The 14,290-nt window shown below is 31.7% G+C and carries 10 protein-coding genes and 1 pseudogene; 10 read left to right on the forward strand and 1 reads right to left on the reverse strand.

Translation table 11 applies throughout. The features are described 5' to 3' along the window. The first annotated feature begins 172 nt into the window (after positions 1-172). The 6 genes from mngA to KPL37_RS17660 all read left to right on the forward strand — a co-directional run bounded on the left by mngA (position 173) and on the right by KPL37_RS17660 (position 10,909). The gene (gene mngA / locus KPL37_RS17635) at positions 173-2,077 is read left to right on the forward strand and encodes a PTS 2-O-a-mannosyl-D-glycerate transporter subunit IIABC (protein ID WP_216151385.1); all 1,905 of its coding nucleotides are present in this window, start codon (positions 173-175) and stop codon (positions 2,075-2,077) included. A gap of 24 nt (positions 2,078-2,101) precedes the next feature. Then, positions 2,102-4,720 (forward strand): mannosylglycerate hydrolase, encoded by a 2,619-nt coding sequence (gene mngB / locus KPL37_RS17640; protein WP_216151386.1) that lies wholly within the window; start codon positions 2,102-2,104, stop codon positions 4,718-4,720. A gap of 64 nt (positions 4,721-4,784) precedes the next feature. Continuing rightward, a complete protein-coding gene (locus tag KPL37_RS17645; protein ID WP_216151388.1) occupies positions 4,785-5,921 on the forward strand; it encodes a glycerate kinase in 1,137 nt (378 codons plus the stop codon). Between the two features lie 296 nt (positions 5,922-6,217). Further along, the gene (licT, locus tag KPL37_RS20340) at positions 6,218-7,090 is read left to right on the forward strand and encodes a BglG family transcription antiterminator LicT (RefSeq protein ID WP_343216303.1); all 873 of its coding nucleotides are present in this window, start codon (positions 6,218-6,220) and stop codon (positions 7,088-7,090) included. Positions 7,091-7,321: 231 nt separating this feature from the next. Next, positions 7,322-9,238, forward strand: coding sequence for a sucrose-specific PTS transporter subunit IIBC (locus tag KPL37_RS17655; protein ID WP_216151390.1), 1,917 nt, complete (start codon positions 7,322-7,324; stop codon positions 9,236-9,238). A 228-nt stretch (positions 9,239-9,466) separates the two neighbouring features. Beyond that, a complete protein-coding gene (locus tag KPL37_RS17660) occupies positions 9,467-10,909 on the forward strand; it encodes a glycoside hydrolase family 32 protein (RefSeq protein WP_343216304.1) in 1,443 nt (480 codons plus the stop codon). A gap of 24 nt (positions 10,910-10,933) precedes the next feature. Here the strand turns inward: KPL37_RS17660 and KPL37_RS17665 are convergent, their stop codons facing one another. Further along, positions 10,934-11,482, reverse strand: a complete 549-nt coding sequence (locus KPL37_RS17665; RefSeq protein ID WP_216151392.1) for a biotin transporter BioY — start codon at positions 11,480-11,482, stop codon at positions 10,934-10,936. 322 nt (positions 11,483-11,804) lie between these two features. Here KPL37_RS17665 and thiS point away from each other — a divergent pair, with 322 nt between their 5' ends. The 4 genes and pseudogenes from thiS to KPL37_RS17685 form a co-directional block, all read left to right on the forward strand. Next, entirely contained in the window at positions 11,805-12,002 is a 198-nt protein-coding gene (gene thiS, locus KPL37_RS17670) for a sulfur carrier protein ThiS (protein ID WP_216151394.1), read from the forward strand. Position 12,003: 1 nt separating this feature from the next. After that, positions 12,004-12,813, forward strand: coding sequence for a sulfur carrier protein ThiS adenylyltransferase ThiF (gene thiF, locus KPL37_RS17675; protein WP_216151396.1), 810 nt, complete (start codon positions 12,004-12,006; stop codon positions 12,811-12,813). A 34-nt stretch (positions 12,814-12,847) separates the two neighbouring features. Continuing rightward, positions 12,848-13,624, forward strand: coding sequence for a thiazole synthase (locus tag KPL37_RS17680; RefSeq protein WP_216151398.1), 777 nt, complete (start codon positions 12,848-12,850; stop codon positions 13,622-13,624). A gap of 15 nt (positions 13,625-13,639) precedes the next feature. Continuing rightward, a pseudogene (locus tag KPL37_RS17685) lies at positions 13,640-14,191 on the forward strand (radical SAM protein); the annotation flags it as partial. Between the last annotated feature and the right edge of the window lie 99 nt (positions 14,192-14,290).

Below are 14,290 nucleotides of genomic sequence, written 5' to 3' on the forward strand. Positions count from 1 at the left end.
TGAATAAATAATTTTTAGTTTTGCCAGGAGCCGTATGCGAGGTCCGCACGTACGGTTCTGTGAGAGGAAAGAAGTCGGAAATTTATTACCGACTTTTACCTACTCGATTATGTTAAGATACAATCAAGTTAAACGTTAACATGCGAAGTAGAAATATAAAGGAGTGGGGGATATGGAATTAAAACAATTAACATCTAAAAATTTGGTATTAGTTGACTTGAATGTTGAAACAAAAGATGAGGCAATAAGATATTTAGTTAAAAAGCTTTTTGAGGCTGGTAAATTAGACTCTGAAGAAGATTTTTATAAAGCTGTAATTGCAAGAGAAGCGTTGTCTCCAACAGGACTTGAAGCAGGGCTTGCAATACCACATGGTAGATCTGACACTGTTCGCGAAGGGGCTTTTGCTGTTGCGAAACTTAGAAAACCAATTAAAGATTGGGAAAGTATTGATGAAAACAACGAAGTTGAATTTGTATTTTTACTCGCTATACCTGAATCAGGCTCAGAACTTCATCTTAAAATATTGGCTGCACTTGCAACAAGAATTGTTAATGATGAGTATAAGGATAGATTAAAAAATTCGAAAACTGCCCAGGAGTTGTACTTGAACTTAGATAACTATAAAGCGCAGGAGTATAATTCAAGTAATATTGAATATAAAAAATCAATAGTAGCAGTTACAGCATGTCCGGCGGGAATAGCACATACGTATATGGCTGCAGAGGCACTGCAAAAGGCTGGTAAAGAGCTTGGAGTAGCTGTTTATGTTGAAAAACAGGGAGCAAATGGAATTGAGGATCGTCATACAGAAGAACAATTAAGAAATGCTGATGTAGCTATCTTTGCAGTAGATATTGCTGTTAAAAATGAAGAGAGATATAATCATTTGCCTAAATATAGAACATCTGTTGCATCACCACTAAAAAATGCTAAAGATGTTATAGAAAAAGCTCTGGAATCAGCTGAAAACAAAGAAAAAGGTGAATATAAACCAGGAGTTAATACGGAAAATGACGATAAATCATTTAAAACTGAAATAAAAAATTCTATATTAACAGGTATTTCATATATTATTCCTATAATTGTTGCTGGTGGTATGCTTTCAGCTTTTGCTGTCTTATTGGCACAAGGGTTTGGACTACAAGCATTGCTAAAAGAACCTAATTCATGGCTTTGGATGTACAAAAGCTTAGGTGGAAACATGTTATCAACACTTATGGTGCCAGTACTCTCAGCTTATATGGCCTATTCAATTGCTGATAAACCAGCATTAGGACCTGGATTTGCAGCCGGAGTTGCAGCTAATATAATTGGTGGTGGATTCTTAGGTGGTATGCTAGGTGGATTACTTGCTGGTTATATACTTAAATATTTAAGGAAAGTACTACCAGCTAAAGGTACTTTTGCAGGATTCATAAGTTTTTGGGTTTATCCAGTCATTGGTTCACTACTTGTTGGCACATTAATGCTTTTAGTTTTTGGTAAGCCAATAGGAGCTATTAATACAGGACTTATTTCTTGGCTTGGTAGCTTAACAGGTACTAATGCCGCAATATTTGGAGCTATTCTTGGAGTTATGGTTTCCTTTGATTTAGGTGGACCTATAAATAAAGCTGCTTATACATTCTGCATTGGAGCAATGGGTAGTGGAAACTTCATTCCATATGCAACATTCGCTTCAGTAAAAATGGTATCAGGATTTTCAATAACAGCTGCAACTTCATTGTTTAAAAAATATTTTGAAGAATTTGAAATAGAAACAGGTAAGTCAACGTGGCTATTAGTTCTTGGTGGTATAACTGAGGGAGCTATACCTTTCATGGTTCAAGATCCAATCAGAGTAATTCCATCATTATGCTTAGGATCTGCAGTAACTGGATCAATAGTTGCAATGAATCATATAGGATTATCTGTACCAGGAGCTGGTATATTCTCATTGTTTGTTCTTAAAGGAACAGGTTCGATTCCAGCTGGCATTATATGGTTTGGAGCAGCGCTTATAGGTTCAGTAATATCAACTATATGCTTAGTTTTGACACGTAAGAGTAAATTAAATAAAATAGTAAACAAATAATTTAAAGTAAAGGGGTTTTATAGCATGGAAAACGTTCATATAGTTCCACATATGCACTGGGATAGAGAATGGTATTTTACAACGGAAGAATCCAGAATTCTTCTTGTTAATAATATGGAAGAAATAATTGAAACTCTTGAAAATAATGAGGATTATCCATCATATGTATTAGATGGTCAAACAGCAATTTTAGAAGATTACTTTGCTGTTAAACCTGAATACAAGGAGCGAGTTAAGAAATTAGTTAAGGCAGGAAGGTTAATAATAGGACCTTGGTATACACAAACAGATGAAATGGTAGTTGGAGGAGAATCTATAGTTCGTAATTTGTTATATGGATTTAAAGATTGTGAAGAATTTGGAGCTCCAATGAAGATAGGATATCTTCCAGATTCATTTGGTCAATCTGCTCAATTACCACAAATATTAAAGGGCTTTGATATAAATTATGCAATGTTCTGGAGAGGTGTTTCAGAGCGTCATGGTACAGATAAAACAGAATTTTATTGGGAAAGTGATAATAATGAAAAGGTATTGGTTCAGATACTACCTTTAGGTTATGCAATAGGTAAATATCTTCCTGAAGATGAAGATTTATTAAAAGAGAGAATGGATAAATACCTAAAGGTATTAGACAACGGAGCAACAACTAAAAATATCCTTCTTCCACATGGTCATGATCAAATGCCAATTCAAAAAAATATATTTTATGTAATTGAAAAGCTTAAAAAACTATATCCTAAAAGAAACTTCTTTTTAAGTAGTTACGAGAATGTCTTTAAAGAGATTGAAAAACAGTTTGATTTGCCAACACTTAAAGGTGAATTTTTAGATGGTAAGTATATGAGAGTTCATAGAAGTATATATTCTTCAAGGGCTGATATAAAGTCTGCTAATACAAGGATTGAGAATAAAATTACTAATATTTTGGAACCGTTAGCTTCTATTGCTTATAGCTCTGGATTTGAATATCATAGCGGATTAATTGAATTAATATGGAAAGAAATTATGAAAAACCATGCCCACGATAGCATTGGATGTTGTTGCTCGGATAAAGTTCATATTGAGATAATGGCTAGATTCATAAACGCCGAGGAAAAGGTAAACCAATTAATTCTTTTTTATATGAGGAAAATAGCAGATGCAATGCCTAGTGATATTGCATTAGATAAAATAGTTGCCTATAATTTACTTCCTTATGAAAGGGGAGAGATGATAGAGACTGAGGTTATTACAAGAATGAAAAGCTTCAAATTAACTGATGAAAATGGTGTTGATATTCCATTTGAGATTGTAGGAAAAGAAATAATAGATCCAGGGCTTATTGATAGACAAATAGTTCATTACGGAAATTATGATCCATTTACAAAGTTTACTATTAATTTAAAAGACAAAATTCCTTCTATGGGATATAAAACATACTTAATAATTGAGACTATGAATATGGATGAAACTACTTATAAAGATGTGGAAAAAATTGAAACTGAGATCTATACTTTAACTGTAAATGATAACGGAACATTGAAAATATATGATAAAAGGATAGATAAAGTATTTGATAATGTTTTAATGCTTGAAGATGGTGCTGATGATGGAGATGAGTATGATTTTTCTCCACTAAGAAACGATTTTATAATAAAAAGTGATAATGTAAAAGCTCAATATTCTTTAAAACAAAACAAATATTTTGCAAGGGCTAATATATCTTATAAATTAGATGTCCCAAAGGATTTAGGAAGTAGGAAAGAAAAAGTGATTGATAGCTTTATTGAAGTTAACATAACACTAAATATACCTTTAAACAAACAAATAATTGATGTCAAAATAGATATTAATAACATGGCAAAAGATCATAGAGTAAGAGCTCTAGTGCCAACTGCTATACAGTCAAGTTTTTCTATATCAGACAATCAATTTGGATCAATAAAAAGACCAGTTTTTGATACCGCTATGGAGGTTTGGGAAAAAGAAGATTGGGATGAAAGACCAGATTCTATATATCCAATGTTAAGTTATGTTGGATTAAGTGATGAAAATTATGGTGTAGCAGTCTTGACAAATAGCATAAGAGAATATGAGATAGTGGGAGAAAATTATGATATTATAGCTATTACACTTTTTAGAAGTGTTGGATTTCTTGGAAAAGAAGAAATGATAAGAAGGCCAGGTCGTCCATCAGGAATAAAACTTGAAACTCCTGATTCACAAATGATTGGGCTTATAAAGCTAGAATTTGGTATTATGACTCATGTACAATCAACATTAAAAGCGAACATTGCAAAAGTTGCAAAGGAATATCTTACGCCGATATATACTTACAATAAAATGCCTTATAATGCAATGAAGTTAAATCCTGTAGATTTTGAGGTTCCTTATAGATATAGCTTATTTACGCAAAAGGATAAAAAAACTGTAATAAGTACTGTTAAAAAGAGTGAAAAGATCGAGGGTATTGTAACTAGATTTTTCAATGCTACAGAAGATAATCAAAATGTAGTATTCGCTTTTAATAAAGACTTAAAAGAAATATATGAAACAAATCTAAATGAAGAAATCAAAGAATCAGTGATAATTGTTAAAGGTAAAGAAGTGGAATTATCAATTAGGAAAAACGAGGTTAAAAGTATCTTGTTTAAAGTTTAATATTAAAGTCAAATGTTTTGTTTTAACATTTGGCTTTAAACAATTAAGGAGTTGAGAGTATATTATGAAAAAATTAAAATTTGTGATTGCACCTGATTCATTTAAGGAAAGTGTAAGTGGGTTTGAAGCGTCCGAAGCTATTAAGAGTGGCCTTAAAAGTATTTTTAGCGATGCGCAATTCGATATAATTCCTATGGCTGATGGTGGGGAAGGGACATCAGAGGTTATTGTAAATGCTCAAAAGGGTGAATTTAGAAAAATAATAGTTACAGGCCCATTGGGCGAAAAGAGAGAGGCTAAATATGGATGGTTACAGGAAGAAAAAAAAGCTATAATTGAAGTGGCAGAAGCTTGTGGGCTTAATTTAGTAGAACCTTCTAAAAGAAATCCACTGTATACAACAACATTTGGAGTTGGAGAAATGATTCTTGATGCTTTGAATAAAGGAGTGGAGCACTTAATAATAGGACTTGGGGGATCTTCTACAAACGATGGAGGCCTAGGAATGCTACAAGCATTAGGAATAATAGCAATAGATATAGAAGGGAACGAACTAGGACTTGGTGGTAAAGAGTTAATAAAACTTCATAAATTGGATATATCTAAAATAGATAATAGAATTAAAAAAATTAGTATTGAAGTAGCCTGTGATGTGCAAAATCCTTTTGTAGGGGTTAGAGGGGCTACAAGAATATTTGGACCTCAAAAAGGTGCAAATGGAGACATTGAAGATGAACTTGAACTTGGAATGGTTAATTTTGCAAAGATAATAGTAGAAACTTTTGGCATCGATATTTCAAATATTCCAAAGAGTGGTGCTGCAGGTGGATTAGGTGGAGCTTTTATATTATTAAATGGTAGTTTACTTAGAGGTGTAGATTTAGTTTTAAAGCACACCAGGTTTGAAGAGAGAATCAAAGATGCAGATTTTATTATAACTGGTGAAGGAAGTATAGATGCTCAAACAAAGTATGGAAAAACCATATCTGGAATTGCACAAATTGCTAAAAAGTACAAGATACCAACTATTGTACTTGCTGGAATGGTTGGGGATAATATAGAAGAATTGTACTCAATGGGAGTTACTTCAGTTTTTGGTATAGTAGATAAGCCAAAAAGCTTAGAGGATGCACTCAGAGATGGATATAATAGTATTAAGAAAACATCAGAGAATATTGGAAGATTAATAAAGATATTATAATATACGTAATATCTATAATTATAACTATTTCTAAATTTAAAAATGTGTTGACATAAAACAATGAAAATGTTATCATAAGGGTAAATTAAATAATAGGATTGTTACTGATTAGCAGGCAAAACCTAATTTGAGATGAGTGTAAACTTTGTCTTATTTTGGGATTTTTTTATTTTAATTAAAAATGATTGCTCTCTGATCATACAAAATTACTGTAAATTTTATTGTATATTAATATAAACTTTTAACATTGTATTAGGGTATTTGAATAAAAATTCAGTTATTATAGTGGCATTGGGGTGAATACTATTATTATAAAAAGGATATTAAATAATAATGTCGTTACGACTATTGATGAAAAATCTAAGCGTGAAAAGGTAATTATGGGCAGGGGAATTGCTTTTCAAAAGAGAAATGGAGATATGGTCGATGCTTTAAAAATTGAAAAAGTATTTATTTTGGAAAATAAAATTGAAAATGAGAAATTTTTAAAATTGATAAATGAAATTCCTATGGAGTATATAAAATTATCAGAGACAATAATAAGCTACGGAAAAGAAAAATTAAATACACAATTTGATGATCACATTTATATTGCACTAACAGATCATATTGATTTTGCTATTAAACGATACAAAGAAGGTATTAATTTAAAAAATCAGCTACTTTGGGAAATACAAAGGATACATAAAAAAGAGTACGAAGTTGGTTTATGGGCATTAGATTGTATTGAAGATGAATTAGGTATTAAAATGGACTTAGATGAAGCGGGTTATATTGCTCTACATTTAGTAGATGCTGCTCTTAATCAAAGTATGGATAATACAATAAACATTATTTCAATAGTTCAAGAAATATTAAACATAATAAAATATTTTTTCAATGTAGAGTTTGATGAAAATGATATTTCTTATGATAGACTTGTTACACACTTGAAGTATTTTTCACAAAGGGTGATTTCAAATAATAGTTTGCCAGAAGATAGCAATGAATTTTTGAATATGGTAAAAATAAACTATTATAAATCATATACTTGTGCAGAAAAGATAAAAATTTTTATTATAAAAAATTATGACTACACAATAAACGATGGAGAAATAGTTTATTTAAGTCTTCATATTCAGCGTGTTATTTCTAGTATAACTTATAAGATATCTTGCACAAAATTGTAGGGTTATACGTTTATAAATATATATAAGGAAATAAACTAATGATTTGTTTAAGATACTAAAAATTTAATATCAGGATTGTTACTGGTTATCCAGGCAAAACCTAAGTTGAAGATTATACACTAGTTGTATTAATTCAATTTAGGTTTTTTTATTTGAATTAGCAATAGCTAGTTATTGTACACAAGATAATACAATAATTAGTTTTGTATAGAAAAATATAGGGGGGTAAAAATGGATTATAACAAAATAGCTAAAGAAATTTTAACGTATTTAGGTGGAGAAAACAATGTAGCTAGTGCAGCGCATTGTGCTACAAGATTGAGATTGGTTTTAAATGACGATAAAAAAGCAAACATAAAAAAAATTGAAAAAATGGATGCTGTTAAAGGGGTATTTAACAGTGGAGGACAATTACAAATTATTATTGGTCAAGGAACAGTAAACAAAGTATATGCAGCTTTCATTGAAGGAACTAAAATAGGAGAGTCAAGTTTAAGTGATAATAAAAGAGCTGCAATGAAAAATATGAATCCTTTTGAGAAATTTGCAAGAATGTTATCAAATATTTTTGTTCCAATAATACCAGCAATAGTTGCTAGTGGACTTCTAATGGGAATTTTAGGAATGCTTCAAAACTTTAATTTAATTGATTCTAAGAGTGGTATATATATATTATTAAATATGTTTTCAAATGCAGCTTTTGTATTTTTGCCTGTCTTAATTGCATTTAGTGGAGCTAAAGAATTTGGTGCTAATCCTTTTCTAGCGGCAACACTAGGAGGGATAATGATACATCCAGACCTTCAAAACGCTTGGACGTTAGGAACTGGAATTAAAAATTCAATGGATTTTTATGGAATGCATGTAAGTATGGTGGGGTATCAAGGCCAAGTGCTTCCAATATTAATTGCTGTTTGGGTTATGGGATATATAGAGAGAGGCTTAAGAAAAATTGTTCCAGATATATTAGATATTTTACTAACACCATTCTTAACAGTATTGATTACAGGATTTTTTACATTTTTCATCATAGGACCAGCAGGAAGACTTCTAGGAGATGGATTATCATTTGGTTTAGTAACAATATACAATACAGCAGGTGTTTTTGCTGGTATACTATTTGGAGGATTTTATTCATTAATAGTTATTACAGGTATTCATCAAAGTTTCCAAGCTGTAGAGGCGGGATTACTTGCTAACCCAAATATTCATAAGGACTTTTTATTACCAATTTGGTCGATGGCAAATGTTGCACAAGGTGGAGCTGCTTTTGCAGTATACTTTATTACAAAAAATGCTAAAATAAAATCAATAGCGGGGCCAGCATCATTGTCAGCTGTGCTTGGTATAACTGAACCAGCAATTTTTGGAGTAAATTTGAGATATAGAAGACCGTTTATTGCAGCAGCTGTAGGTGGTGCTGTAGGTGGAGGGTATATAGTATTTACTAAAGTAGCAATGACCGGCATGGGTGTAAGTGGGATACCAGGTACATCAATTGTACCACCATCCTCTATAATGAACTATATAATAGGTATGGTTATAGCTTTCGCAACTGCTTTTGTAGTTACATCTGTACTTGGAATAAAAGAAGAAAAAGAGGCAAAAGAAGAAATAGAAGAAGTAGAAGAAGATAATAATGATAAGAGTATTGAAGAGGTATTAGTTTATAATGAAGCGGATGCAAATACTGTTTTAAATTTAGTATCACCAGCAAATGGAAATGTTGTATTACTTAAAGATGTTCCAGACAAAACTTTTTCTGATGAGTTATTGGGAAAAGGAATAGCAGTAGATCCTGTGGATGGAATCGTAGTTTCACCAGTAGATGGAACTGTAGTATGTTTGTTTGAAACAAAGCATGCGATAGCAATTAAAACAAGTGATGGAATGGAAATTCTAATTCATATAGGAATTGATACAGTCAAAATGAATGGTGAGGGCTTTAAGTCATTTATTAATTCTGGGGATATTATTAAGAAGGGACAAAAATTAATAGAATTTGATTTAGATTTAGTTAAGGCAAAAGCGAAATCACCTATCACAATACTAGTCATTACAAATTCTGATTCTATGAAGTTTGTTAAGCCGTTAAAGTCTGGTGAAATTAAACAAGGGGAAGAGTTATTGTTAGTTGGAATTAATTAAATCATCTCCTGGGTCGCTGAAATATTAACAACTTTGGAAGCAGATTTACCTCCTGGTAGGTCTCTGGGGCAGATAACAATTATCAATTGTTATCCTGCCTCCAAAGCAATTTTTCTAGGCTAGACAACTGACACTTATAAAAGATGGAAGACTTGAAGCTTCCAAAATGTTGTTAAATAATCTAAACTTGGTGGTGTTATTATAATTAAAAATAGTAAATTGACAAAAGTGGCAGCAAATATATTTAGGGATTTGAATGAAAAAGTAAATGGTGATTATTATAGATTAAAATATCATTTAATGCCAAGTGTAGGGTTTATGAATGATCCTAATGGATTTATTCAATTTAATAGTGAATACCATCTGTTTTATCAGTTTAATCCTTTATATCCTAAAGATAAACTAGTATGTTGGGCTCATGTGAAAAGTTTGGATTTAGTTCATTGGAGTACTGCATCACCTGCACTTTGTCCAAGTGAATGGTATGAAACACATGGATGTTATTCTGGCTGTGCTGTAAATAATAATGGTGAATTCACTTTGATTTATACGGGAAATGTAAAAGATGAATCAGGCAAAAGGGAAACTTATCAGTGTATTGCACAAAGTAGTGATGGGGAAAACTTTGTTAAATATAAAAACAACCCTGTTATTAGTAATGCACCAACTGGTTATACAACGCATTTCAGGGATCCTAAAGTTTGGAAACATGATGGACTATGGTATATGGCAATTGGAGCCCAAACAGAAAAAGAAGAAGGAGTAGTACTTTTATATAGTTCAGAAGATTTATTAGTTTGGAATAAAATTGGAGAAGTTGCTGGTTCAAATACAAATAGATTAAATTATCTAGGCTATATGTGGGAATGTCCGAATTTATTTAAGTTAGACGGAAAAGATATATTACTTTTTTGTCCTCAAGGGGTAGAACCTAATGGTGACTTATATAATAATAGATACCAATGTGGATATTTGGTTGGTAAATTAGATTATAAAAGCGGAAAATTAGCTTATGGTGATTTTATTGAATTAGATAGAGGATTTGAATTTTACGCTCCTCAAGTTTCGCGAGATGAAAAAGGACGATTGCTCTTAGTCGGTTGGATGGGCATTCCAGAAGAAGAAGATAGCCCTACGGTAAAGAACAATTGGCTTCACTGTCTAACAATTGTTAGACAACTCCATCTTGAAAATAATAAGATCTATCAAAACCCAGTGGAAGAAATAAAATTACTTAGAACTAATGAAACTAGGTATGATAATGTAGTAATAAATAATGAACAGATTAAATTAGATAATATTTATGGAGACTCTTTTGAGTTAGTTTGTGATTTTTCATGGGAAAATGTATTGGAATTTGGGATTAAACTTAGATGTGATGATGGGGAAAATGAGAAAACGCTGTTATATTATAATACCGAAGAGGAAAAAATAATATTGGACAGATGCAAAAGTGGGTTAAGTAAAATAGGTGTGAGAAAATGCAGAATTGAGAATAGTAAAAAGCTAAGTATTCGCTTATTCATGGATAAGTCATCTGTTGAAATATTTATAAATAAAGGTGAAGAAACTTTTTCCTCTAGAATTTACCCTAAGGAAGAGAGCAAAAACATTTTCTTTTATGCACAAGGAGGAATGGTAAACGTTAATATAAAACATTGGATAATTTAACGTATACTTTTTTACATTGATTTATTAATATAATCTAGCACTTATAAGTCTCTTTTTAATTGGGGGTCCAATCAATGATGCAATTACCATTTTTACTATATCTCCAGGAATAAATGGAAGAACTCCAATTGCTAAGGATGCACTAAATGTTATATTTGACTGATAGGCTAGCCATGCTGTTCCAAATATATATGTAACAATTGTACCAAGGATCATCCCTAAGAAGCACATATAAATTTTGTTTGAAAATTTATCAATGAAAATACCACTAATAAATGCCATGAAAATAAATCCAATTAGATATCCACCTGTTGGTCCAAATAATTTAGTAAATCCTCCAGAAAATCCTGAAAAGACAGGTAGACCAACAAGTCCAATGAAAAGATAAACTATATAACTAAGTGTCCCTCTTTTTTTCCCTAGTACATATATCGAAAAATAAATTGCAAGATTAGTTAATGAAATTGGTACTATTCCAATAGGCAGTGATAGAGGTCCTAATATACAAATAACCGCCGCCATAATGCCAATCAATGTTAAGTGATGAATATTAATTTTCTTTGCGTTTTCCATACTAGTTTGTCCCTCCATATTTTTAAAAATAAATTTTAATTAAGTATAAAATTTATTTTGTTAAATGTCAACCTATATTTTAAAAATGGTTTACAATAGCTTGATGAATATAAAAATAGTTAACGACATTTCAGAAGTTATAATTAAATCAGCTATTTTTCAAGTAGTGTAGAGGAAGCATAAAACTATTTGACATTATATAATTATGTTGGTACAATGTGTTAAAGAGTGATGACTAAGGTCACACGAAGGGGTACACCACCATGGGTGTAGGTCTTCGTGTGACCTTTTTTGTTGTATACAAATTTCGGGGGGTGGAATTATGATATACGTAAATGGTAATGAAATAAGTAATGCGGATAATTTGAAGTTATCTGATTATTTAGTACGAGAAGGTTATAAAATTTCTTGTGTTGCAGTTGAATGTAACGATTTTATTGTGCCAAAAACTCAATATGAAGAAAAAATATTAACTAATGGTGATGTTATTGAAGTTGTAAGTTTTGTAGGAGGTGGCTGATTTGAATATAAAGATTAATGGTAAACCAGTAACAACTAATTGTTTAACTCTTCATGGCTTACGAAAAGAGCATTATGATTATGAAAAAAACATAATAACTATTTTAAATGGATTTCAAACCTTTGATGACTATAAGCTTAGTGAAAATGATGAAGTAAGTTTTATTGAAAAAGGCAAAATGCCATCTCGTGATGAATTCGAAAGCTTGATGTGTGCAAGACATACTCCACATGTATTTGGAAAAGTTAAAGCTACCAAGGTAGCAATTGCTGGTCTTGGAGGTCTAGGTTCTAATATAGCAGTAAGTTTAGCAAGAACGGGAGTAGGTCATTTACATTTAATTGATTTTGATATTGTAGAGCCCAGCAACTTAAATCGTCAGCAATATAAAATTAAACATCTTGGATTATATAAAACAGAATCATTAAAAAATGAAATTAAAGAAATAAATCCATTTATTAAAGTAACTATTGATACTGTTTTAGTTACTGGGGAAAATGTACAAGCATTATTTAAAAATGATGATATTATTTGTGAAGCTTTTGATAATCCAAAAGCTAAGGCTATGATTGTAAATACTATTCTTGAATGTTATCCACTAAAAAAAATTGTAGCGGCTTCAGGAATGGCAGGGTATGAAAGCAGTAATACAATAGTCACAAAAAAAATAACAGGTAATTTTTATTTGTGTGGTGATGGGAACAATGGCGCTATGGTAGGAAGAGGCCTAATGGCTCCACGTGTATCTATTTGCGCAGGTCATCAGGCAAATATGGTTTTAAGATTAATACTCGGGATAGAAGAAGTATAAAGTGAAAGATTAGGAAAATGAAGGAGAATAAAAAATGGAAAATAATACTGACAAACTCATTATAGGTGGACATGAATTCAGTTCGCGATTTATATTAGGATCTGGAAAATATTCACTTGATCTAATAAATGCAGCGGTTGAAAATGCAGGGGCGCAGATTATTACTTTAGCATTACGTCGTGCTAATTTGGGAGGTAGCGCTAATATTTTAGATTATATACCTAAAAATGTTACATTACTCCCAAATACATCAGGGGCTCGAAATGCTCAGGAAGCGGTTCGTATTGCACATCTAGCACGTGAAATTGGATGTGGAGATTTTATTAAAATTGAAGTTATTCGTGATTCAAAATATTTGTTACCCGATAATTATGAAACATTAAAAGCTTGCGAAATTCTTGCAAAAGAAGGATTTATAGTAATGCCTTATATGTATCCAGATTTAAATGTTGCAAGAGATATGGTTAATGCAGGAGCGGCAGCTATTATGCCAATTGCTGCACCTATTGGATCAAACAAAGGATTATGTACACGTGATTTCATTAAAATTTTAATTGATGAAATTGAACTTCCAATTATTGTAGATGCAGGAATTGGGAGGCCATCTCAGGCTTGTGAAGCTATGGAAATGGGAGCCTCAGCTATTATGGCAAATACTGCAATTGCTTCGGCAGGTAATATTCCAGCTATGGCAGAGGCTTTTAAGAAGGCAATAGAAGCAGGAAGGGGTGCATATCTTTCAGGACTTGGTAGTGTACTTTACAATCGTGCCTGCGCTTCATCACCATTAACTGGATTTATTAAAGATTAAGGAGGGGAAATAAAAATGGAAAAACGTATAGATCATATGAAATATATGGAAGGTATGGAAGAGACTAAATCTAGTGTTATGGATCAAGTTATCTCAAAAATGGAGGCTTATGATTCTGAAAAATATACAGCTCATAATGTTCTCATGGCTCTTAAGAAAGATGTATTAGATATTGAAGATTTTGCAGCTTTATTATCGCCGCAAGCATTGCCTTTTCTTGAGGACATGGCTAAGCGTGCTAAAGTAGAAACACATAAGCATTTTGGTAATTCAGTTTATATGTTTACTCCGATATATATTTCTAATTATTGTGAAAACTATTGTATTTATTGTGGTTTTAATCGCTATAATAAAATTAAGCGTGCAAGGCTTAATGCAGATGAAATAGAAAAAGAAATGAAATGTATTGCGAGTACTGGATTACAAGAAATATTAATTCTCACTGGTGAAAGTCGTAGTATGTCTGATGTTTCGTATATTGGTGAAGCCTGCAAAATAGCTAAAAAATATTTTAAGGTGGTTGGGCTTGAAGTATATCCAATGAACTCAGATGAATATCCCTATGTGTTAAGATAGTTGTCGTAGAGAGAAATATAGTATATTATACAGTATAGGCTTTACGAAAGGGGAAAGATATCATGGTGAGTAAAATTGGGTATTCTGAAG

The sequence above is a fragment of the Clostridium frigoris genome (assembly GCF_018861865.1).
Lineage (GTDB): Bacteria > Bacillota > Clostridia > Clostridiales > Clostridiaceae > Clostridium_AD > Clostridium_AD frigoris.

Bases quoted from the DNA above. Each gene is read 5' to 3' on its own strand.
- mngA (WP_216151385.1), top strand. From the start codon at position 173: ATGGAATTAAAACAATTAACATCTAAAAATTTGGTATTAGTTGACTTG.
- mngB (WP_216151386.1), top strand. From the start codon at position 2,102: ATGGAAAACGTTCATATAGTTCCACATATGCACTGGGATAGAGAATGG.
- KPL37_RS17645 (WP_216151388.1), top strand. From the start codon at position 4,785: ATGAAAAAATTAAAATTTGTGATTGCACCTGATTCATTTAAGGAAAGT.
- KPL37_RS17655 (WP_216151390.1), top strand. From the start codon at position 7,322: ATGGATTATAACAAAATAGCTAAAGAAATTTTAACGTATTTAGGTGGA.
- KPL37_RS17665 (WP_216151392.1), bottom strand. From the start codon at position 11,482: ATGGAAAACGCAAAGAAAATTAATATTCATCACTTAACATTGATTGGC.
- thiS (WP_216151394.1), top strand. From the start codon at position 11,805: ATGATATACGTAAATGGTAATGAAATAAGTAATGCGGATAATTTGAAG.
- KPL37_RS17680 (WP_216151398.1), top strand. From the start codon at position 12,848: ATGGAAAATAATACTGACAAACTCATTATAGGTGGACATGAATTCAGT.